General features: G+C 42.4%; 22 protein-coding genes, 1 pseudogene and 2 riboswitches. Of the genes and pseudogenes, 19 read left to right on the top strand and 4 right to left on the bottom strand.

Annotated elements, in window-relative coordinates:
• The first annotated feature begins 40 nt into the window (after positions 1-40).
• Positions 41-1,213 (top strand): FtsW/RodA/SpoVE family cell cycle protein, encoded by a 1,173-nt coding sequence (locus QNH43_RS25665; protein WP_283916200.1) that lies wholly within the window; start codon positions 41-43, stop codon positions 1,211-1,213.
• A gap of 83 nt (positions 1,214-1,296) precedes the next feature.
• Here the strand turns inward: QNH43_RS25665 and QNH43_RS25660 are convergent, their stop codons facing one another.
• Positions 1,297-1,632: a spore coat protein gene (locus tag QNH43_RS25660; protein ID WP_076368185.1), complete on the bottom strand. Its 336-nt coding sequence runs from the start codon at positions 1,630-1,632 to the stop codon at positions 1,297-1,299.
• Positions 1,633-1,645: 13 nt separating this feature from the next.
• Entirely contained in the window at positions 1,646-1,924 is a 279-nt protein-coding gene (locus QNH43_RS25655; protein ID WP_283916199.1) for a hypothetical protein, read from the bottom strand.
• Positions 1,925-2,072: 148 nt separating this feature from the next.
• Between QNH43_RS25655 and QNH43_RS25650 the strand changes: the two genes are divergently transcribed.
• Positions 2,073-2,990 carry a proline dehydrogenase family protein gene (locus QNH43_RS25650; protein WP_283916198.1) on the top strand — a complete coding sequence of 306 codons (918 nt, stop codon included), beginning with the start codon at positions 2,073-2,075 and terminating at the stop codon, positions 2,988-2,990.
• Between the two features lie 48 nt (positions 2,991-3,038).
• On the opposite strand, the gene QNH43_RS25645 is transcribed toward QNH43_RS25650, so the two are convergent.
• On the bottom strand, positions 3,039-3,173 hold the full coding sequence (locus tag QNH43_RS25645; RefSeq protein WP_072273724.1) for a YuzL family protein: 135 nt from the start codon (positions 3,171-3,173) through the stop codon (positions 3,039-3,041).
• A 208-nt stretch (positions 3,174-3,381) separates the two neighbouring features.
• Between QNH43_RS25645 and QNH43_RS25640 the strand changes: the two genes are divergently transcribed.
• The 11 genes from QNH43_RS25640 (at position 3,382) to QNH43_RS25590 (ending at position 15,214) form a co-directional block, all read left to right on the top strand.
• The gene (locus QNH43_RS25640) at positions 3,382-5,766 is read left to right on the top strand and encodes a 3-hydroxyacyl-CoA dehydrogenase/enoyl-CoA hydratase family protein (RefSeq protein ID WP_283916197.1); all 2,385 of its coding nucleotides are present in this window, start codon (positions 3,382-3,384) and stop codon (positions 5,764-5,766) included.
• A gap of 72 nt (positions 5,767-5,838) precedes the next feature.
• Positions 5,839-7,017 (top strand): acetyl-CoA C-acetyltransferase, encoded by a 1,179-nt coding sequence (locus QNH43_RS25635; RefSeq protein ID WP_283899384.1) that lies wholly within the window; start codon positions 5,839-5,841, stop codon positions 7,015-7,017.
• 69 nt (positions 7,018-7,086) lie between these two features.
• On the top strand, positions 7,087-8,874 hold the full coding sequence (locus QNH43_RS25630; protein WP_283916196.1) for an acyl-CoA dehydrogenase FadE: 1,788 nt from the start codon (positions 7,087-7,089) through the stop codon (positions 8,872-8,874).
• Positions 8,875-9,015: 141 nt separating this feature from the next.
• Complete coding sequence (locus tag QNH43_RS25625) at positions 9,016-9,372, top strand: arsenate reductase family protein (protein ID WP_063234020.1); 357 nt, start codon at positions 9,016-9,018, stop codon at positions 9,370-9,372.
• Between the two features lie 95 nt (positions 9,373-9,467).
• Entirely contained in the window at positions 9,468-9,851 is a 384-nt protein-coding gene (gene gcvH / locus QNH43_RS25620) for a glycine cleavage system protein GcvH (RefSeq protein ID WP_034310122.1), read from the top strand.
• A 92-nt stretch (positions 9,852-9,943) separates the two neighbouring features.
• Positions 9,944-10,309: a toprim domain-containing protein gene (locus tag QNH43_RS25615; protein ID WP_048688210.1), complete on the top strand. Its 366-nt coding sequence runs from the start codon at positions 9,944-9,946 to the stop codon at positions 10,307-10,309.
• Between the two features lie 3 nt (positions 10,310-10,312).
• The gene (locus QNH43_RS25610) at positions 10,313-10,621 is read left to right on the top strand and encodes a thioredoxin family protein (RefSeq protein WP_283918452.1); all 309 of its coding nucleotides are present in this window, start codon (positions 10,313-10,315) and stop codon (positions 10,619-10,621) included.
• Positions 10,622-10,766: 145 nt separating this feature from the next.
• A riboswitch (SAM riboswitch) is annotated at positions 10,767-10,873 on the top strand.
• Between the two features lie 99 nt (positions 10,874-10,972).
• A complete protein-coding gene (locus QNH43_RS25605; protein WP_283916195.1) occupies positions 10,973-12,283 on the top strand; it encodes an O-acetylhomoserine aminocarboxypropyltransferase/cysteine synthase family protein in 1,311 nt (436 codons plus the stop codon).
• A 117-nt stretch (positions 12,284-12,400) separates the two neighbouring features.
• Positions 12,401-12,513: riboswitch (SAM riboswitch) on the top strand.
• A gap of 153 nt (positions 12,514-12,666) precedes the next feature.
• On the top strand, positions 12,667-13,701 hold the full coding sequence (locus QNH43_RS25600) for a methionine ABC transporter ATP-binding protein (RefSeq protein WP_076368177.1): 1,035 nt from the start codon (positions 12,667-12,669) through the stop codon (positions 13,699-13,701).
• Positions 13,694-14,362, top strand: a complete 669-nt coding sequence (locus tag QNH43_RS25595; protein ID WP_076368176.1) for a methionine ABC transporter permease — start codon at positions 13,694-13,696, stop codon at positions 14,360-14,362. The genes QNH43_RS25600 and QNH43_RS25595 overlap by 8 nt, the downstream gene beginning before the upstream one ends.
• Before the next feature lie 15 nt (positions 14,363-14,377).
• Complete coding sequence (locus tag QNH43_RS25590) at positions 14,378-15,214, top strand: MetQ/NlpA family ABC transporter substrate-binding protein (protein WP_283916194.1); 837 nt, start codon at positions 14,378-14,380, stop codon at positions 15,212-15,214.
• Positions 15,215-15,362: 148 nt separating this feature from the next.
• Here QNH43_RS25590 and QNH43_RS27900 read toward each other — a convergent pair.
• Positions 15,363-15,643, bottom strand: a pseudogene (locus QNH43_RS27900) (IS5/IS1182 family transposase); the annotation flags it as partial.
• A 1,080-nt stretch (positions 15,644-16,723) separates the two neighbouring features.
• Here QNH43_RS27900 and sufC point away from each other — a divergent pair.
• The 6 genes from sufC to QNH43_RS25560 all read left to right on the top strand — a co-directional run bounded on the left by sufC (position 16,724) and on the right by QNH43_RS25560 (position 22,971).
• A complete protein-coding gene (sufC, locus tag QNH43_RS25585) occupies positions 16,724-17,509 on the top strand; it encodes a Fe-S cluster assembly ATPase SufC (protein ID WP_034310141.1) in 786 nt (261 codons plus the stop codon).
• A 15-nt stretch (positions 17,510-17,524) separates the two neighbouring features.
• Positions 17,525-18,826, top strand: coding sequence for a Fe-S cluster assembly protein SufD (gene sufD, locus QNH43_RS25580; protein WP_283916193.1), 1,302 nt, complete (start codon positions 17,525-17,527; stop codon positions 18,824-18,826).
• Positions 18,826-20,055 carry a cysteine desulfurase gene (locus QNH43_RS25575; RefSeq protein ID WP_076368172.1) on the top strand — a complete coding sequence of 410 codons (1,230 nt, stop codon included), beginning with the start codon at positions 18,826-18,828 and terminating at the stop codon, positions 20,053-20,055. The genes sufD and QNH43_RS25575 overlap by 1 nt, the downstream gene beginning before the upstream one ends.
• Positions 20,045-20,473 carry a Fe-S cluster assembly sulfur transfer protein SufU gene (gene sufU, locus QNH43_RS25570; protein WP_076368171.1) on the top strand — a complete coding sequence of 143 codons (429 nt, stop codon included), beginning with the start codon at positions 20,045-20,047 and terminating at the stop codon, positions 20,471-20,473. The genes QNH43_RS25575 and sufU overlap by 11 nt, the downstream gene beginning before the upstream one ends.
• 56 nt (positions 20,474-20,529) lie before the next feature.
• Entirely contained in the window at positions 20,530-21,927 is a 1,398-nt protein-coding gene (gene sufB, locus QNH43_RS25565) for a Fe-S cluster assembly protein SufB (RefSeq protein WP_283916192.1), read from the top strand.
• A 195-nt stretch (positions 21,928-22,122) separates the two neighbouring features.
• Positions 22,123-22,971, top strand: a complete 849-nt coding sequence (locus QNH43_RS25560; protein WP_283916191.1) for a DUF72 domain-containing protein — start codon at positions 22,123-22,125, stop codon at positions 22,969-22,971.
• Positions 22,972-22,984: the final 13 nt, after the last annotated feature.

Genomic DNA, 22,984 nt, shown 5'->3' with positions numbered 1-22,984 from the left:
ATAGATGTATCGCAGGAGCCTTTTTAAGGGAGAGTTAAGTATGGAAGAACAAAATAAATTTTCATCTCGAATAGATTTCTCTTTGGTCACAATATTGCTGTTATTATGCGTTGGAAGTTGCCTAGCAATCTATAGTGCCCAAACGACTGGACAGTACGCTGAAAACTTCTTAATTAAACAAATTTTTTGGTATATAGTGGGGATTGGAATCGTATTAGGGTTCATCACACTGGATTCGGACCAACTGAAAAAAATCTCTTGGTACGCCTATGGATTCGGATTGTTTTTGCTATTTTTGCTGATCATTATGCCAAGTAACATCGTACCTAATATAAATGGTGCAAGAAGCTGGTTCGTCATTCCGGGAATCGGTTCGATTCAGCCATCGGAATTCATGAAGGTTTTCCTGATTTTGGCTCTAGCCAATGTCATATCGAACCATCATCTAAAAAACATGCTGAAAACGATTCAAACGGATATCTGGCTGCTTATTAAAATCGGTCTTGTGACCGGTGCCCCCTTAATGTTAATCATGCAACAGCCGGATTTGGGTACCTCGCTTGTCATCCTGTCAATCATGCTCGGAATGATTTTCATTTCAGGGGTAACATGGAAGATCCTGCTGCCGATCGTTTCGGGAGGAATTGTCGTCGCTTCAACGGTCCTGTACTTTGTCCTTTGGAAGCCGGAGATCCTGGAAAAATACCTAGGGGTAAAATCCTATCAATTCGGCCGTATCTATTCTTGGCTGGATCCATATAATTATGCCAGCTCCGAAGGGTATCACTTAACCAAGTCCTTGCTGGCCATCGGCTCCGGCCAGACAACGGGCAAGGGAATCGGTTCGAGGGAAGTGTATTTGCCTGAGAGCCATTCGGATTTCATTTTCAGCATCATCGGTGAAGAATTCGGCTTCATCGGATCAAGTATCATTATTTCCTTGTTTTTCTTATTGATTTATCATATTACAAAAACGGGAATGGACACGAAAAATAACTTCTATACATATATCTGTGTTGGCGTTATAAGCATGTTGACGTTCCACGTCTTTCAAAATATCGGCATGACGGTAGGCCTTTTGCCGATTACGGGGATTCCGCTTCCATTCATCAGTTATGGAGGAAGCTCGCTAATGGGGAACATGATGGCCATGGGCCTAATATTCAGCATTCGGTATCACTATAAGAAGTATATGTTTTCAACGGATATCTAAAAATAAAGCCGGCCCCCAGATGGGCCGGCTTTACTTTTAGCACAAAAACAAAAGGAGCAGAATCCACCCCCCTGAATGTTTGCTTATTGAATGTTCGTTCCAGATGGAAATTGATTTTTATAACCGGAAAATTGTTGATACGATTGGCCTAAGCTGGTGGATTGCGCCTTTTCTAAACTATACCAGCCTTTTTCGAACATAAGGTTATAGAGTTCTCGCTGCATCTCCTGATTTTCTTTGGAAACGGAGAAAATGTCTTGGAATAATGCTTGGTTACTCATTTCATGCAGGGCAACGGAAAGAGAGTTGCAAAAGTACTTTTCAGTTGTGAGCATATCATTTATAAAATCCCTGTCATTCATTTGCGGTGTCTTCGCCACGGGAGATTCTGGATTTTGGACTTTGTTTTCATTGGGCATAAAGAACCCTCCTTTACTGGTATTGTTGTTGAACCTGGTTTTGGTTCGGGTTCAAATGTTTCAAAATGGTATCGTAATGGCGTTGATGCATGAATCCGCACCGATTTAACGCATCAATGATTTGCGGGTCCTTGCATTGTGTGGCAAAAAAATGTGCTTTTTTAACCGCATTAAGATTCCATGCAAGCATATCTGTTAAGTATAAGCTATCTTTCACCGAAACCATTTCCGGCGGCTGTTTCATAAAGCCGGTGGACTGCTGTTGGCTATTAGACGAATTTTGCTGTTCCATCATTCTACCTCCTTAAGTGTTCTTTAAACGAGTTTAATTTTCCCTTCATGAATTTTTTTATTCTTGATTCTAAATATCTGAAAAATGAATTAAATGGTAAAATAATCTTGTGCATCTATTTTCCAGAATGATTTGGAGGGGAATGCAGATGGAAAGAATTTTAAAAAATCTATTCCTTTTTTTATCAAAGAATAAAGGCATGACAAAGGCAGCGAAAAAATACGGGCTGCGGTTTGGGGCATCTCGTTTCGTGGCTGGGGAATCCTTGGATATGGCATGTGAAGTGATTGCAGATCTTAACCGGAAAGGGCTTGCTGTCACCATTGATTATTTAGGTGAATTCATTGAGGATGAACAAGAAGCAGGGAAGATGGCAGATGAGTGCATCGAAGCGATCCGCATGATCGGCACAAATGAACTGGATTCACAGTTATCCCTGAAGCTGACCTCGATGGGCCTGGATGTGTCCGAACGAGTGGTAATGAATAACATGCGGAGGATATTAGATGAAGCTAAAGCCCATCGTGTATTCGTGACGCTTGATATGGAAGATTTTCCGCGCTGTCAGCCGACTTTGGATGTATTCAAAAACCTTAAGTCTGAATATAATGAATTGGGGACTGTCATCCAGGCTTATCTGTATCGGACTGAGAAGGATATTGAGGAACTGGATGCATACCAGCCAAATCTAAGACTTGTTAAAGGGGCTTATAAAGAACCGAGAAAAGTGGCTTTTCCCGAGAAAAAAGATGTGGATGAGAATTTCAAGAAAATCATCAAGAAGCATATGCAAAATGGCCATTACACAGCCGTGGCCTCACATGATGAGAAAATCATTGATTATACGAGGGACTTGGTCAAAAATCAGGGGATTCCCCTGAATCGATTTGAATTTCAAATGTTATATGGCATCCGCACTGAAAAGCAGCTTGAACTTGCTAAAGAAGGATATAAGGTAAGGGTGTATGTTCCATATGGTACGGATTGGTATGGATATTTCATGCGCCGCCTTGCGGAAAGACCGGCCAATATTGCGTTCATTTTAAAAGGCATATTCAAGAAATAGAAGCGAGAGCCGCCCCGGAAAAGGAACGGCTGCTCAAATTAAGAAGGATTATCTTTTGAACTGATTGTTCTGGCTGTTCACTTTATTGATTCCATGTTGACGTTCGGCGCCAGGTCCGGCATTGCCTTTAACGCTTGCTGCGCTTACGGCTGCTTTGGAAGGATTATCTTTACGCTTCATTATATAGGTCACCTCCTGCCCCGGTTATTTTTTGCTGAACGGAGGAGAAATAACCAAAATAACGCGGAGAAAAAAATATTTTTTTCCTGTTTAATCATTGCGGAATTTCCAAATATATTCTATATTAGTAATAAGAAAAAATATTCAAAATTTTTTTGAATTAAAAATGAATGAACATTCATTCAATAAATTGCGTAAGGGGGATATAAACTTGGTTCGACAAATACGAAAGGCTGCTGTTCTAGGGTCAGGAGTTATGGGATCAGGGATTGCTGCACACCTTGCTAACATCGGCATTCCGACTTTACTATTGGATATTGTACCTCGTGAACTCACTGAGGATGAAAAGAAAAAGGGACTTACATTAGATGATAAACAAGTGCGTAACCGCATCAGCCAAACTGCGATTACGAAACTTTTAAAACAGAAACCAGCTCCGCTTTCGGCTAAGGGAAACATTGCGTTGATCGAGGCGGGAAACCTGGAAGATGATATAAGTCGTTTAAAGGATGTCGATTGGATCATCGAAGTGGTCGTTGAGAAGCTTGAGGTTAAGCAAAATGTGTTTGCCCAGGTTGATCAGCATCGTAAACCGGGAAGCATCGTTTCATCGAATACATCCGGAATTTCAATCGAAGCGATGGCAGAGGGCCGTTCGGAGGATTTTCAAAAGAACTTCCTGGGAACCCACTTCTTCAATCCGCCGCGTTATCTTAAATTGTTGGAGATCATCCCTACTAAAGCAACTTCACCAGAAGTGCTCGAATTCATGAAACGATTCGGCGAAGATGTACTGGGAAAAGGTGTCGTCGAAGCCAAGGATACCCCTAACTTCATCGCAAACCGTATTGGAACTTATGGTTTATTGGTCACTTTGCGCGAAATGCAAAAAGGCGGATACAGTGTCGGTGAGGTCGATTCGGTTACAGGTCCGTTGATTGGAAGGGCAACTAGCGCTACTTTCAGGACACTTGATGTAGTTGGATTGGATACATTTGAACATGTTGCCAGAAACGTATATGACCAGGTGGATGGAGAAGAAAAAGAAGTTTTCAAAATACCTGATTTCATGAATGAAATGCTTAAGAATGGGTGGCTTGGAAGCAAGTCAGGCCAAGGTTTTTTCTTGAAAAAAGGCAAGGAAATCCTTGAACTGAATCCCGATACCCTTGAATATGATGCACGGAAAAGATTAAAAACGCCTTCCATCGAAATGGCTAAACAGGCCAAGGGCTTGGAAAATAAAATGAAAGCGCTTGTTTATAGCGAAGACCGTGCAGGCCAATTACTTTGGAATGTTCTCAATCCGGCGCTTGTGTATTCTGCCCAGCTGCTTGGGGACATCGCGGATGACATCGTGGCGATCGATCAAGCGATGAAATGGGGCTTCGGATGGTCCACAGGTCCCTTTGAAACCTGGGATGCGATAGGTATGGAAAAATCGGTAGCCCGAATGGAAGCGGAAGGCATCACCGTTCCGAAATGGGTGAAGGATATGCTCGCTAAAGGCATCACTTCTTTCTATAAAGAAGAAAATGGCATTGTTCACTATTATGATGATGGTGAATATAAAGAACTTGTCGAAAATCCTAAAGTGATCAATCTTAAAGCGATCAAGAAGCAAAAAGGCGTAATCAAGAAAAACAGTGGTGCTAGCTTGATGGATATCGGCGATGGAGTGGCTCTTCTTGAATTCACTTCACCGAATAATGCAATCGGTCTTGATATCATACAAATGATCAATGCGGCGGTCGACGAGGCGGAAGCGAATTTTAAAGGCTTGGTCATCGGAAACCAAGGAAAGAATTTCTGTGTAGGCGCCAATATTGCAATGATGCTGATGGAAGCGCAGGATGACAATATTTTTGAACTCGATATGGTCATCAGCCAATTCCAAAAGGCGATGCTTAAAATTAAGTACAGTGCAGTTCCCGTAGTGGTTGCCCCGTTTAATATGACACTTGGCGGGGGGGCTGAAGTGTCACTTCCGGCAGCCCGCATCCAGGCAACGACCGAAACGTATATGGGATTAGTGGAAGCTGGCGTAGGTTTGATCCCAGGCGGCGGCGGGACTAAAGAACTTTATGTGAAGACGTTGAAGAATATGCCGAAGGGCGTCGACTTCGACTTACAGAAAGTGGCCAACCAAGTATTTGAAACGGTCGCCATGGCAAAAGTTTCGACCTCAGCCGAGGAAGCGAGAGAGAATAATTTCCTTAATTCAGCTGATGGAATAAGCGTGAATGCGGATCATCAGCTATATGATGCGAAACAGGCGGTACTTTCCATGCATGAACAAGGTTATACCGCTCCAGCCCGCACAAAGATCCCTGTCGTAGGTGAAACTGGATATGCCGCACTTCTATTAGGGGCGGAATCCATGCGCCTTTCAGGATTCTTATCAGATCATGACCTTGTCATAGCCAAAGAGCTTGCATACGTCCTGGCAGGAGGAAAACTCCCATTTGGCACGGAAGTAGATGAACAGTATATCTTGAACCTGGAAAAACAGGCTTTCCTAAAACTGATTTCGACTCCGAAATCCCAGGCAAGGATGCAGCACATGCTTGTTAAAGGTAAACCACTCCGTAATTGATGAATAGATGAAATTATGGCCAAAACGAAGATTAATAGATCGATAGCTTAAAAATGAGTAAGGGGGATCCTCATGAAAGAAGCGGTAATAGTAGCTGGAGCAAGGACTCCGGTAGGAAGAGCGAAAAAAGGTTCTCTTGCCAGTGTACGTCCTGATGATTTAGGGGCTCTTGTTGTAAAGGAAACGTTAAAGCGGGCAGGGAATTATGAAGGCACCATAGATGACCTGATTATCGGTTGTGCAATGCCTGAAGCGGAGCAAGGATTGAACATGGCGCGTAACATTGGAGCATTGGCAGGATTGCCTTATACAGTACCGGCCATAACGATTAATCGTTACTGTTCAAGCGGGCTGCAAAGTATCGCTTATGGAGCGGAAAGAATCATGCTCGGCCAAAGTGATACAGTCATTGCAGGCGGAGCGGAATCCATGAGCCTTTTGCCAATGATGGGCCATGTAACACGTCCGAACGCGAGACTTGCGGAAACGGCACCGGAATATTATATGGGCATGGGTCATACAGCTGAAGCCGTTGCAAAAAAATACGGCATTTCCCGTGACGATCAAGATGCATTTTCCGTTAGAAGTCATCAAAAGGCGGCTAAGGCCATTGCAGAAGGAAAGTTTTCCGATGAGATCGTACCGGTTGAAGTGACCCTCCGTTCAGTGGGCCCAGATCTTAAATTAAAGGAAAAGTCATTTACTTTTACACAGGATGAGGGCGTTCGTCCAGGCACGACTGCTGAAGTGCTAAAAAAACTAAGACCTGCATTTTCTGTTACAGGATCCGTAACAGCAGGGAATTCGTCACAAACGAGTGACGGTGCAGCCGCGGTGATGGTCATGGATGGGGAAAAGGCCTCTTCATTAGGGATGAAACCGATGGGTAAGTTCCGTTCCTTTGCTGTAGCGGGAGTACCGCCTGAAATTATGGGCATCGGTCCGATTGCAGCCATTCCTAAAGCATTGAAACTAGCAGGTCTTGAGTTATCGGATATTGGTTTATTTGAATTGAATGAAGCCTTTGCTTCCCAATCCATTCAAATCATTCGTGAGCTCGGATTGAATGAAGAGATTGTCAATGTAAATGGCGGAGCCATCGCTTTAGGCCATCCACTAGGATGTTCGGGAGCAAAATTGACATTAAGCCTGCTTCATGAAATGAAGCGCAGAAACCAACAGTTCGGAGTCGTGACAATGTGCATCGGCGGCGGAATGGGTGCTGCCGGAGTATTTGAATTATTGGCATAATCCCACGCCTCCCGGAAGCTGTCATGCTTCCGGCGGGTTTACCATCTTGAATACTTAGGAGGAAATGACATGTCAAATCAAACTACAGGTAACCTCATTAAAGGCGGAGCCTTTTTAGTGGAAGATATTACGTATGATCAAGTGTTTACACCGGAAGATTATTCTGATGAGCATAAAATGATCGCCAAAACTGCCGAGGATTTCGTAGTGAATGAAATTCTGCCGCAGGTTGAACATTTAGAAAACCATGAATTTGACCGTTCCGTTAAATTACTGAAACATGCAGGAGAAATCGGTTTACTTGGTGCTGATGTTCCTGAGGAATACAGCGGATTGGGTCTTGATAAAATCAGTTCGGCATTGATTACGGAAAAAATGGCGCTTGCAGGCGGGTTCGGAATTACACATGGTGCACATGTAGGTATCGGATCATTGCCGATCGTATTATTCGGGAATGAAGAACAAAAGAAAAAATATCTCCCTTTACTGGCAACGGGTGAGAAGATTGCAGCGTATGCCTTAACGGAACCAAGCTCAGGTTCAGATGCCTTGGGAGCAAAAACGACGGCAAAATTGAACGCAGAAGGAACACACTATATTTTAAATGGTGAAAAACAATGGATTACAAATGCAGGTTTTGCAGATGTCTTCTGTGTATACGCCAAAATCGACGGCGAACAATTCTCCGCTTTCATTGTTGAGCGTGAATATGAAGGCGTATCAACTGGTGCCGAAGAGAAGAAAATGGGGATCAAAAGCTCATCGACACGTACATTAATACTTGAAGACGTACATGTACCAGTCGAAAACCTTTTGGGTGTAGCAGGAAAAGGTCATGTAATCGCCTTCAATATCTTGAATATCGGCCGCTATAAGTTAGGCGTCGGTGCGGTTGGCGGATCTAAACGTGCCCTTGAGATTACAGTTGCTTATACGAATCAACGTCAACAGTTCAAAACGAAAATTTCCAGTTTTAACTTGACGAAAGAAAAACTTGCAACAATGGCCGCTAAAATTTATGCAGCAGAAAGCTCTGTGTATCGTACCGTTGGCCTTTATGATCAAAGACAAAGCAAATTGACGGATGAGCAAGTGAAAGATGGGAAATCAATGGCGGCTGCAGTTGCTGAATATGCCATTGAGTGTTCATTGAATAAATTCTTCGCTTCCGAAGTATTGGATTATGTTACGGACGAAGGCGTACAGCTTCATGGCGGTTATGGTTTCATGCAGGAGTATGAAATTGAAAAAGCATATCGCGATTCACGTATTAACCGGATCTTTGAAGGGACGAATGAAATCAACCGATTGCTTGTCCCGGGAACTTTCCTGAAGAAAGCACTTAAAGGGGAATTGCCGCTTCTTCAAAAAGCTCAAGGCCTGCAAGAGGAATTAATGATGATGATGCCGGAAGAACCTGGCGATGAGCCACTGGCACAAGAAAAAATGCTTGTTAGGAACGCTAAGAAAATCGGTATTCTGGCAGCTGGCCTAGCGGCACAGAAATACGGCAAAACTCTTGATCAAGAACAAGAAATCCTCTCTAACATTGCCGATATCGCATCCCTTGCCTATGCAGCTGAATCCGTGGTATTGCGTACGGAGAAAGCCATTGCAGCTACAGGCCTGGAGAAGAACAAACAAAAAGTGCTTTACACTGAAATCTTCGTTCAGGAAGCCTTCAATGAAATAGAACAACATGCAAAAGAAACGTTGATTGCGGTGGAAACAGGCGATACTCTTCGCATCATGCTTTCGTCGCTCCGCAAGCTGACAAGACACAATCCGATCAATGTCATTGCGAAAAAACGTGAAGCTTCCATCAAGGTGATCGAAGCGGAAAAATATGCTCTTTAAGCAATGAATCAGAATCTGTAAAGGGAATGCCCGAAAAGGCATTCCCTTTATTTCCTTTGATGAAATCGCATCGGAAATTCAAAAGACATTTCGTTGTATTGCGTGCTGAAAACGGGTATTCTATTGATAGGTGGTGAAATGATGGGCTTAACATTATATTGGTACCCAAAATGCGGCACATGCCGTAACGCGAAGAAGTGGCTGGATAATCATGAACTGCAATATGAAGCGATCCATATAGCGGAAAATCCGCCTTCGCGAACAGAAATAGAACAACTATATAAAATCAGCAATTTGGAATTGAAGAAGTTTTTCAATACCAGCGGTCAAAAATATCGGGAGCTGGGCTTAAAGGATAAGCTGAAAGAAGCTTCTGAAGCAGAGATGCTTGATATATTGTCCACGGATGGCATGCTTCTGAAAAGGCCGATTGTTACAGATGGCACCAAAGTGACGGTAGGTTTCAAAGAAGAGCAATTCGAACAGGTTTGGAACTGAAATTTCACAAAATATTTGGTTAATTCCTTACTTAAACAAACAATCTACCTTATAATGGAATAGATAAAATAAGATGTACATATGGAGGGTTAATAATGACAACAACACCAAAAGAACTTCGTTACACTAAAGAACATGAATGGGTCAAAACGGAAGATGGAACAGTGCGCATTGGGATTACAGCTTTCGCACAGTCCGAGCTTGGGGACATCGTATTCGTTGAGCTTCCGGAAATCGGCGATGAATTGAAAGCGAACGAACCATTTGGAAGTGTTGAATCCGTTAAGACCGTTTCTGAGCTTTATGCACCTATCAGTGGCAAGGTTGTTGAAGTAAACGAAGATTTAAGTGACAACCCTGAATATGTAAATGAGTCTCCTTATGAAAAGGCATGGATGGTCGTGCTTGAACCATCTAATAGCAGTGATATTGAAAACTTGATGAGCGCTGAAGAGTATGAGAGTTTAATCAACGGTTAAAAAGAAGGAGAGGGGGGACTGAATAGGCCTGCTCTCTTTTTCATTTTGTACAGCGGCAGTTGCGCACATAATTCGTGAGATGGAGTGATGACATGGAGTGGGGCGAATTCGATAAAGTGATCATTGTAGAAGGCAGTTCCGATAGAAGAAAAGTTGCCTCCGTTTTAAATGAAGATGTGGAAATAAGATGTACGAACGGGACCATATCATTAACCAAGCTGGATGAATTAGTGGATGAATTGATGGATCGTGATGTTTATCTCCTTTTTGACGCAGATGAATCAGGAGAAAAGCTGCGGAAGCAGTTCCGAAGGGAAATGCCGGAAGCGAACCACCTGTATATTAATAAAATGTACAAAGAAGTGGAAAGCTCACCCGAACATCATATCGCAACTGTGCTACTATCTGCCAATATGAATGTGAAAATGAAATTTTTAAGTCAAAGGGTGAACGACTAATTGATGCAGGAATGGAAAGAAGAAGAGTGTAAGGTTGCTGTTGAAAATGGGGAAACCTTTTGCTTATATTTATATACGCCTTTATGCGGCACTTGTCAGGTTGCCTCCAAGATGCTGACGATATCCTTGGAGCTGTTCCAGGAATTGAAGGCAGGCAAAATGAATATGAACTATGTTCAAGCAATTGCCGAAACATATGAAATTGAAAGTGTGCCTTGTTTATTGCTTTTCAAAAAAGGAAAGCTGCACAAAAAAATATATGCCTTTCAATCCGTTCCTTATTTGTATGGATTGCTTAAGGAAATCATCTAAGAAACCAATCAGAACCATGATTGGTTTCTTTGTTGCGGCCATTTGAATGCGAGATTGGAATTAAACAAAGAATATTCTAACAATTCATTGACTGATTTATTCTAAAATGCTATATTTTGAATTAAGTAATGGCAGAATTTAATAGTTCTTATCAAGAGTGGCGGAGGGACTGGCCCGACGAAGCCCGGCAACCGGTATAAATTTTATATACGGTGCTAATTCCAGCAGAGTGTTGGCTCTGGTAGATGAGGTGTGTTCTTGTGACCTCTTCTTATTGAAGTGGTTTTTTTGTTTATAAAAGGCCGGATATCATATAATTCCAACTAAATTCATAGAAAAAGGTGAAATCATATGTCAGAGAAAAAGTTACGTTTCGAAACATTGAGTGTTCATGGCGGTCTGCAAGCTGATGAAACAGGTGCACGTGCAGTTCCTATCTACCAAAGCAATGCATACTTGTTCAAGGACACCGACCATGCAGCGAATTTATTTGGACTAAAGGAGAATGGCTATATATATACACGACTTCATAATCCCACGGTCAGCGTTTTCGAGGAAAGAATGGCCTTGTTGGAAGGCGGTATCGGCGGATTGGCAACATCAAGCGGAATGGCTGCCATCTCACTTTCAATCCTGAATATTGCCGCTGCAGGTGACGAGATTGTTTCAGCCTCTACATTATATGGCGGTACGTATAACCTTTTTGAAAATACTCTTCCTAAATATGGGGTCAAAGTGAAGTTCGTTTCTCCCGATGACCCTGAAAATTTCAAAAGGGCGATTACGCCAAGAACTAAAGCCATTTTTGCCGAAACGATCGGTAATCCAAGTTTGAGGGTGCTTGATATTGAAGCGGTAGCGGAAATCGCCCATGATGCCGGCATACCTTTAATCATTGATAATACCTTTGCAACACCGTATCTTTGCAGACCAATAGATTTTGGAGCGGACATCGTCATCCATTCCGCTACAAAATGGCTTCTGGGAAATGGAACGACGCTAGGCGGTGTCATCGTGGATGGAGGGAAGTTCGATTGGAACTCGCCAAACTACCCTGGCTTCACGGAGCCTGACCCAAGCTACGACGGTCTTGTATACGCCGAGGCAGTAGGACCTGCCGCATTCATAACGAAAGCCCGGGTCCAGTTACTTCGTGACTTAGGTCCTGCGCTAAGTGCCCAAAGTGCATTCCAGTTTACGCTTGGTCTTGAAACGCTGCATGTAAGGATGAAAGAGCATCTATCAAACACCAAGTCCGTCATTGAATATTTAAAAAACCATCCTGCCGTGACTTGGGTTTCGCATCCTGGTGATGAGGATCATCCCGATAAAGCCCTTGCGGATAAATATTTGCCTAAGGGAGCTGGATCAGTCGTGACTTTTGGAATACAGGGTAATCGCGAAGCAGGGGCAAAACTTATCAATTCGGTGGAATTATGGTCCCATGTGGCGAATGTAGGGGATGCGAAGAGCTTGATCATCCACCCAGCCAGTACGACCCATCAACAATTGAATGAGGCGGGTCTTGCGAAAGCGGGTGTGCGTGCCGATCAAGTCCGTTTATCCATCGGGATTGAAAATGTAGACGACTTAATAGAAGATTTGGAGCAGGCAATTGAAAAAGCGACGAATATCGTCTCCTTGACCTCCAAAACGCTTTAAGCAAAGTTCCTGTTCATTCTTGAACTAGAAATAATATACATTGCGCTCCTTTTTTATCTATGATAAAATTTCTCCATACTAAAGAACTTAATGATGTACAAATATTCTATATATTAGCTCTTATCAAGAGAGGTGGAGGGATGTGCCCGATGAAACCCGGCAACCGACAAGGAGATTTCCTTGGAAAGGTGCCAATTCACACAAAGTTTAATTACTTTGGAAGATGAGAGAAAGGCCTGTTTCTTCACCTGCCTTTCTGCTCATGCAGAAAGGTTTTTTCTGTTTTAATGGGGAAAACATGTGCATGATATGAGAAACAGACTAATAATGTAGAGAAATCAACTAAGTTCATAGGTTTTATTGGATAAAAGAGGTGAGGATTAATGATTACATTGACGAAAGTCAGTAAGCTGTTCCGAACAGGAAAAGGGAACAGTGAGACGATCAAGGCTGTAAATAATGTGAATGTTGAAATAAATAAAGGCGAGATTTTCGGTATCATCGGTTACAGTGGAGCGGGGAAAAGTACTTTGATCAGAATGCTCAATGGATTGGAAACCCCCACAGAGGGTTCCGTAGTGGTGGCTGAGAAGGAAATTTCAAAAATTAAAGGGGCTCAGCTCCGTAAGGCCCGTCAAGAAATCAGCATGATTTTCCAACATTTCAATCTATTATGGTCAAGGACCGTTCAGGAAAATATTTCTTTCCCATTGGAAATTGCAGGAGTTTCTAAAACTGAACGAACCAAGCGTGTAAACGAATTGATCAAGTTAGTCGGACTGGAAGGCAGGGAAAAGGCCTATCCTTCACAATTAAGCGGAGGGCAAAAGCAAAGGGTGGGAATCGCCAGGGCTCTGGCAAATAACCCTAAAGTGCTGCTGTGTGATGAAGCGACTTCTGCCTTGGATCCGCAGACTACCGACTCAATACTCGAATTGCTTGTTGACATCAATCAGCGCTTGGGATTGACGATCGTCTTGATAACACATGAAATGCATGTAATACGTAAAATCTGTCATCGCGTCGCCGTGATGGAAAACGGGCAAGTTGTTGAACAAGGGCCTGTCCTGGATGTTTTCAAGAATCCTAAAGAACAAATGACGAAGCGTTTCGTGCAACAGGTAACGGAACCAGAAGAAACGAAAGAAACGATGGACCATTTGCTCGAACGTTATCCTGCAGGCAAAGTGATTCAATTGACCTTTGTAGGTGATCATGCAGAAAGCCCGTTGATCACCAAGCTTGTACGTAACTTCGAGTTGGATGTCAATATCGTTCAAGGTAAGATATCCCAAACAAGAAGCGGTTCATATGGAACATTGTTTATCCATCTTGATGGCACAGAGGATGAAATGCTCCGCGCAATCGAATTCATTAAAGCACAGCAGGTAGGCGTGGAGGTGATTACTCATGCTTGAAGAATTATTGCCGAATATTGATTGGGAAGACATTATTGAAGCAACGAAAGAAACGCTTTACATGACAAGCGTCTCTGTAGTGGCAACCTTTTTTATAGGCATAATATTAGGATTGATACTGTTCCTGACAGGGAAGGGTAATATGTGGGAAAATCGGGTGATTAACGGGGTCATGAGTGCTATCGTTAATATATTCCGTTCCATTCCATTTCTTATTTTGATCGTGCTGCTCATTCCTTTCACTAAAGCGCTTGTCGGTTCCATGATTGGAGAGAACGCTGCATTGCCGGCACTTATTATCGGGGCTGCCCCATTCTATGCGCGTATGGTTGAAATCGGCCTGCGTGAAATCGATAAAGGTGTAATCGAAGCCGCTAAATCCATGGGGGCAAAAACGAGTACGATCATTTGGAAGGTCCTTCTTCCAGAGTCGATGCCTGCCCTTATTTCCGGGATTACGGTAACATCGATTGCATTGGTTGGATATACCGCAATGGCCGGGGTCATCGGTGCAGGCGGACTTGGTAATCTAGCCTATTTGGACGGCTATCAAAGAAATCAAAATGACGTTACGCTTGTAGCGACGATCGTTATTCTAATTATCGTCTTCATAATTCAAATTATTGGAGATGTGATTACATCTAAATTGGACAAAAGATAAAAGGAGATGAATAGGATGAAAAAGTTTTTAGGATTTGCATTAATTTTAGTGTTATCTATCGCTTTGGCTGCTTGTGGAAGTGAAAAGGATAAAAGCGGCAGTGATACGGAAAAAGAATCGAAGAAATTAGTTGTAGGGGCATCCAATGTTCCGCATGCTGAAATCCTTGAGGAAGCTAAGCCGCTTCTTAAAGAAAAAGGAATCGAATTGGAAATCGAAACATTCCAGGACTACGTTTTACCGAATAAGGCGTTGAATGATAAGGAATTGGATGCTAACTATTTTCAGCACATTCCTTACTTAGAGTCGCAAATTAAAGAAAATGGATATGATTTCGTCAATGCTGGCGGAATCCATATCGAGCCAATAGCACTATACTCTCAAAAATATAAAAGCATCGATAAACTACCTGATGGGGCAACGATCATTTTGAGCAGCTCTGTCGCTGACCATGGACGCGCTTTATCCCTTTTGGAAAAGAATGGCCTGATCACTTTGAAAGAAGGCATCGATAAAACGACGGCTACAACTAAAGACATCGTTGAAAATAAGAAAAACCTTAAATTCGATGCTGATTATGAAGCGGCCCTGCTTCCTAAAATTTATGAAAGCGGCGAAGGCGATGCTGTTTTGATCAACTCTAACTATGCAATCGACGCTGGCTTGAATCCATTGAAAGATTCAATTGCGATTGAAGATTCCGAATCACCTTATGTGAATGTCATCGCTGTAAACAAAGGCGATGAAAACAAAGAAGAAATCAAAGCACTTGTAGAAGTATTGCATTCTAAAGAAATTCAAGATTTCATCCTTGAGAAATACGAAGGTGCAGTTGTACCGGCGGATAAATAATTCAAGAATGGCGACCTGATTTAATTAAGGCCGCAGTTTGTAAACAAAAAGGTTCCGGAATGTTCTCATTCCGGAACCTTTTTGATTTTTTTATTGGATTTGTAAAGCGATTTTTACTCACGATAGGCCTCTTTATTTGTTGTTGATTGCCGGATGGGCAGAGATAACAACCAAAACGGTTGCGAAAGAACCTTTCTTTTGTTCGAGGACTTGTACAGAGAATAGCTGGTGTTTTGTTAGTTTGCATCTGCGTCAACCAGCTTCAGGTTTTCCAACTTTCTCAATCACTTGTTCAACCAGATGCTCTTAAGAAACGACTATCATGAATATTTCCGGGTGTTACTATCGTCCTCAACATAAATCCGTTACAGTCTGTCGCCGCATGAATGAATAGGCAAACTGTTTTGTTCGTTCAGCTTTTACATAATGCGTCGCTCATAATTTTTTCCGAACTTAGAGGTGAGGCACTTATCATGGAAACTTAACCTGAAAACCAACGGTATCATGTTGATTCCAACTTCTTCAATCGTTTTACGCATGGAACGAATAAAGACTTTAGGCAAAGTGGTTCTATCTGATTGCTTAGTCTTAGTGGATTGGAATGGAAGGTACGAGACTCCTGCGGGAAAAACGAGTCCAAGGGAGACCCCGCAGGCGCGAAGCGTCGAGGAGGCTCCCGGACCGCCCGCGGAAAGCGAGTGCCTGAAGTGGAAAGTAACGTCCAAATTTAAAGTCAAATGACATCCAGTTTGTCTACAATCTGGCGGCATGATTTAATTCGGGCCGTTTTTTTTATGTTTAATCATGAAAGTGAAGGGTATAGAGGTAATGAAGGCATTAAAATGATACACAAATTTGAAAGGATGGTTCACTATCAATACTCTAGATTTAAATGTAACAAGCGAAATGGAAAAGGCGATGCAGTCTTCACATGGGATTGGCTACAGTGAGTACAGTAGAAACCTAGACCTCCGTATCGAGGTTGAGAAAGAACGGGATAGGGAACATGTAAAGTGCAACAAAATGGTCTTGGACCTACAACGCAAAATTCACGGATAAGCATATAAAAGAGTTCTTTAAAAGATCGGTCTGTAGAGGTAAAATGGAAAGTGGTCCATAAATAAGGGGTGCCTTATTGGATAAACTTACATAATGCCTGACAGTCCGATTTTTTTCTTTTTAAAGCGGAACGTTCATACCTTGCAATCGAATTCTTCGAACATATATTAATAAGGATGAAGATTTGCTGAATAATAAGATAATTTTAACAAAGGCTAAAATAAGTATGAATATGCAGTAAACAGGCTATATCTGTTAGTATTGTAAGAATAGGACGGGTTTTAAACATGGCGGAAGTGGAAACCCTTATCTATTTAGTTGATTCCAAATTGGATTTGTTATAAAATTGGAATGAGAATAAAGTGAGAATGCTTTTACGCAAATTACAGTAAGGAAAGTAATCTTTACTTTCTGGTAATAAAATTGGAATTAGTTCACGGAGGTATTATTATGTCAGCTTCTACATTAACGGTTAAAGATCTTCACGTATCAATTGAAGGTAAAGAGATTTTAAAAGGGGTAAACCTTGAAGTCAAAGGTGGAGAAATCCATGCGATCATGGGACCAAATGGAACTGGTAAATCCACTTTATCATCAGCAATCATGGGTCACCCTAAATATGAAGTGACTAGCGGAAGCATCACATTCGATGGCGAAGATGTATTGGAAATGGAAGTAGACGAGCGCGCTCGTGTCGGTCTATTCCTGGCTATGCAATATCCAAGTGAAATCAGCGGTGTTACAAATGCTGACTTCTTGCGTTCTTCCATTAATGCGCGCCGTGAAGAAGGCGATGAGATTTCATTGATGAAATTCATCCGTCAAATGGACCAAAAAATGGAGTTCCTTGAAATGGATGAAGATATGGCGCAACGCTATTTGAATGAAGGATTCTCAGGCGGAGAGAAAAAACGCAACGAGATTCTTCAATTAATGATGATCCAACCTAAAATTGCAATCTTGGATGAGATTGATTCAGGTCTAGATATCGATGCACTTAAAGTCGTTTCAAAAGGAATCAACGAAATGCGCGGAGAAGACTTTGGATGCTTGATCATCACTCACTACCAACGTCTATTAAATTACATCACTCCTGATTTTGTACATGTTATGATGCAAGGACGTGTCGTTAAATCAGGCGGTCCTGAACTTGCTGCACGCTTGGAAGCGGAAGGTTATGACTGGATCAAACAAGAATTGGGCATTGAAGACGAAACTGTTGGCGAAGAAGCGTAAGTAGGAGGATTTGCAATGACTACAGAAACGAAATTACCGTTTGAACAAGAGGATATAAGCTCCTATTCAACTAAAAATAATGATCCAGCTTGGTTATCCGAGCTTCGGATTCAAGCGTTTTCTGAATTAGAAAAGCTCCCGATGCCAAAGCCGGATAAAACGAAAATCGATAAATGGAATTTTACTTCTTTCCAGACTCATACGGTTGAAAGTGAAGCTTTTGCCTCTTTAGAGGAGCTTCCGGAAGAAATTAAATCCATCATTGAAGAAAATGAAAACTTATACATTCAACGCAATAATACGCCGGCACATATCAATCTGTCAGCAAATGTGAAAGAACAAGGCGTCATTTTTACGGATATTTTAACAGCGGCTCGTGACCATGCTGAGCTCGTGCAAAAATATTTCATGAAAGACGGCGTTAAAATAGATGAACATCGTTTAACGGCACTTCATGCTGCATTAGTTAATGGGGGAGCATTCCTTTATGTTCCGAAAAATGTAGAAATCAAAGAGCCGATCCAATCGGTATTCCTATTGGATAATCCAGATACTACACTTTTCAACCATGTCTTGATCGTAGCGGAAGATAATAGCTCTGTCACATATGTAGAGAACTACTTCTCAAGCGTTGACTCTAACGAAGGGGTTGCCAACATCGTAACGGAAGTGTTTGCAAATGCGAATGCCAAAGTGGAATACGGAGCGGTCGATACCCTTTCTAAAGGCTTCACGACGTACGTTAACCGCCGTGGGGTGGCAGGACGTGACGCTCGTATTGAGTGGGCACTTGGCCTGATGAACGATGGAAATACGATATCAGATAATACAACATATCTAATGGGCGATGGCTCTCACGGTGATACTAAAACCGTTGTAGTCGGACGCGGGGAACAAAAACAGAACTTTACGACAGCGATCATTCATTATGGCAAACGCTCTGAGGGCTATATCCTTAAGCACGGTGTCATGAAAGAAGCCGCATCCTCCATTTTTAATGGAATCGGGAAAATAGAGCATGGCGCTACAAAGTCAAATGCCGAACAAGAATCACGCGTATTGATGTTAAGTGAAAAAGCACGGGGAGACGCCAATCCAATCCTCTTGATTGATGAAGATGATGTAACGGCTGGCCATGCTGCTTCCGTCGGCCGTGTCGACCCGCTTCAACTGTATTATTTAATGAGCCGCGGTATTACTAGGAAAGAAGCAGAAAGACTTGTCATTCACGGATTCTTGGCCCCTGTTGTTAACCAGCTTCCAATTGAGGGAGTTAAAAAACAATTAGTAGCGGTCATTGAAAGGAAAGTACAGTAATGAACCCATACGAAATTCGTAAGCTTTTTCCGATATTAGATCAAGAAGTCAATGGTCAGCCATTAGTTTATTTAGATAGTGCTGCAACCTCTCAAAAACCGGCTGCAGTGATTGAAGCGATTGAGCAATATTACCGCGGATACAACTCGAATGTTCACCGCGGGGTGCATACACTTGGAACAAAAGCTACGGATGCGTATGAAGGTGCACGTGAAAAGGTACGTAAATTCATTAATGCTTCTTCTACAGAAGAAATCATCTTTACAAGAGGCACAACGACTTCTTTGAATACTGTAGCAAGAAGTTACGGTGGTGCAAATATTAAAGAGGGTGACGAAATCGTCATCTCTTATATGGAGCATCACAGTAATATCATTCCGTGGCAGCAGCTTGCCAAAGAAAAAGGCGCTGTACTGAAGTATATTCCGCTTCAAGAGGATTGCACGATTTCCCTTGATGATGTTAGGGCAACAATTACGGACGCAACGAAAATCGTTTCCATCATGCAGGTTTCGAATGTACTTGGTGTCATCAATCCTGTGAAGGAAATCGCGAAAATTGCCCATGAACACGGTGCCGTAATGGTAGTCGACGGGGCGCAAAGCACGCCGCACCTAAAAGTGGATGTCCGTGATCTGGATTGTGATTTCTTTGCCTTCTCGGGTCATAAAATGGTCGGTCCAACAGGTATCGGCGTATTATATGGCAAAAAAGAACTTCTGGAAAAAATGGAGCCGATTGAATTCGGCGGAGAGATGATCGATTTTGTAGGTTTGCATGAGTCTACATGGAAAGAACTCCCGTGGAAATTCGAAGGCGGTACCCCAATCATTGCCGGCGCCATCGGTCTTGGTGCTGCAATTGATTTCTTGGAAGAAATCGGCCTGGATAATATTGAACGGCATGAACATAAGCTCGCCGCTTATGCAATGGAAAAAATGTCAGCTGTCGAAGGGCTGACCATATTCGGTCCTAAAGATGCAGAAAAGCGTGCGGGTGTAATAACCTTTAATATTAATGACGTACATCCACATGATGTCGCTACCGTTCTTGATGCAGATGGAATTGCTGTCCGTGCCGGTCATCATTGCGCACAGCCATTAATGAAATGGCTGGACGTATCATCGACGGCAAGAGCAAGTTTCTATCTATATAACACGGAAGAAGATATTGATAAGCTCGTGTCCGGGCTTGTTAAAACGAAGGAGTATTTCAGTAATGTCTTTTGATAACTTAGATACACTTTACCGTCAAGTCATTATGGATCACTATAAGAAACCACGTAATAAGGGCATGCTAGAAGATGGAAGCATGACAATCGATATGAATAATCCAACTTGCGGCGATCGGATTCGTTTAACGATGAAGATTGAAGATGGCAAGGTCAGCGATGTTAAATTCGATGGTGATGGTTGTTCGATATCCATGAGTTCGGCTTCCATGATGACTCAAGCCATTAAGGGCAAAGACGTTGATACTGCCCTAGCGATATCCGAGACTTTTTCCTTAATGATCCAGGGAAAAGAATACGACGATGAGATGGACCTTGGGGATATTGAAGCCCTTCAAGGTGTTTCTAAATTCCCAGCCCGAATCAAGTGTGCTACCTTAGCTTGGAAAGCCATGGAAAAGGGATTGAAGGAATAATTAAACTAAAATGAGCTGTTGTAATTCAGCCATTTGAAAATGGAGGAATACGAGCTATGGCAAAGAAAATGCCTGAAATCGGCGATTATAAATATGGCTTTGCGGATAAAGATGTTTCCATCTTCCGTTCAAAGCGTGGTCTGACAAAAGAAATCGTGGAAGAAATTTCTCGAATGAAGGATGAACCTCAATGGATGCTTGATTTCCGTTTGAAATCATTGGAGCATTTTTACAACATGCCAATGCCTCAATGGGGCGGCGACATGCAGAGCCTGAATTTTGATGAAATCACATACTATGTTAAGCCATCAGAGAAATCAGAGAAATCTTGGGATGAAGTTCCTGAAGAAATCAAACAGACTTTTGATAAATTGGGAATTCCTGAAGCCGAACAAAAATATCTTGCCGGCGTATCTGCTCAATACGAATCAGAAGTGGTTTACCATAGCATGAAAGAAGAATTGGAAGAATTGGGTATCGTCTTTAAAGATACGGACTCAGCACTTCGTGAAAATGAAGATATCTTCCGTGAGCACTTTGGGAAAACGATCCCGCCTACTGACAATAAATTCTCTGCATTGAACTCAGCAGTTTGGTCAGGCGGATCTTTCATCTATGTACCAAAGGGCGTTAAAGTGGATACTCCGCTTCAAGCTTATTTCCGGATTAACTCTGAAAACATGGGGCAATTCGAGCGTACGCTCATCATTGTTGATGAAGGCGCATCCGTTCACTATGTCGAAGGTTGTACAGCACCTGTTTATACGACTAACTCCCTTCATAGCGCGGTTGTTGAAATCGTCATCAAGAAAGATGCTTACTGCCGTTACACGACGATCCAAAACTGGGCAAACAACGTGTTTAACCTGGTTACGAAACGTGCGGTTTGTGACGCTAACGCAACAATGGAATGGGTCGATGGTAACATCGGTTCCAAATTGACAATGAAATATCCTGCTGTCATCTTAAAAGGTGAAGGCGCTCGCGGTATGACATTATCGATTGCCATTGCCGGCAAAGGCCAACACCAAGACGCAGGAGCAAAAATGATTCACCTAGCGCCTAATACATCTTCAACGATTGTATCAAAATCAATATCCAAACAGGGCGGTAAAGTAACATACCGTGGTATCGTTCATTTCGGACGTAAAGCGGATGGAGCTCGTTCCAACATTGAATGTGATACATTAATCATGGATAATCAGTCTACATCTGATACGATCCCTTACAATGAAATCTTGAATGATAACATTTCCCTTGAACACGAAGCGAAGGTTTCCAAAGTATCTGAAGAACAATTGTTCTACTTGATGAGCCGCGGAATCTCTGAGCAAGAAGCAACGGAAATGATCGTAATGGGCTTCATCGAACCATTTACAAAAGAACTTCCAATGGAATATGCGGTTGAAATGAACCGTCTGATCAAGTTCGAAATGGAAGGATCCATCGGTTAATAACCGACTGGTCTGCCTGTAGAGCGATTTAGGATAACCATTCATACAAAAAGCCTGCCGGGTCTGTCTGGCAGGCTTTTTGTTTTTGATATTTACACCCTAATACCAAAGATTAGATATGGCTCAATAAGGGTAAAAAATAATAAAAGAAGAAGTCCAGTAATTAGGGCCTGTCCCAAAGGAGTGATGATGCAGATGATTTATGTTGGTGTGACCGGTTGGGGTGATCATGATAGTTTGTATCATGGCGGTGTGTCCCAACGTGATAAACTTAAAGAGTACGGTGCTCATTTTCCCGTTGTGGAGGTGGATGCTTCATTTTATGCAGTTCAGCCAAAGAGGAACAGTGAAAAGTGGGTATCCGAGACGCCTGCATCATTCCAGTTTGTCGTTAAAGCCTATCAAGGGATGACAGGACATCAGCGTGGGGAAATCCCTTTTGAAAGCAAGAAGGAAATGTTCAAGGCATTTTGCGACTCTCTGGAAGCTTATCAGAAGTCCGGTAAGCTAGCGATGGTCTTATTTCAGTTTCCGCCATGGTTTGATTGTAAACGGGAAAATGTGAATTACCTGCGATGGTGCAAAACTGAAATGGGCGATATTCCAGCTGCCATTGAATTTCGGAATCAAAGCTGGTACAGGCCCAATGTATTCCAGCAAACTTTGGACTTTATCGAAAAGGAAGGCTGGATCCATACTATATGCGATGAGCCGCAGGCTGGAGAGGGATCCATTCCTGTCGTTCTGCATGCCACCAATAAAGATAAAACCCTGATACGCTTTCATGGACGTAACCTGCATGGTTGGCAAAGGGCCTCTTCAGGTGATAATTGGCGTGAGGTCAGGTACTTATATAGATATAATCATCAGGAATTGACAGAATGGGTGGAAAAAATTAGGAAATTGGAAAGGGGATCCAAGGAGATATATGTCCTGTTCAATAATAACTCAGGCGGAGATGCCGCTGATAATGCCAAACAAATGATTGAGTTGCTTGGTATAGAATATGAAGGGCTGGCTCCTAAGCAGCTTGGTTTGTTTTAAGGGGAATTATATA

The sequence above is a fragment of the Peribacillus simplex genome (genome assembly GCF_030123325.1).
GTDB lineage: Bacteria > Bacillota > Bacilli > Bacillales > DSM-1321 > Peribacillus > Peribacillus simplex_D.
The sequence above is the reverse complement of the archived record's forward strand: the minus strand, read 5'-3'. Positions and strand labels throughout refer to the sequence as shown.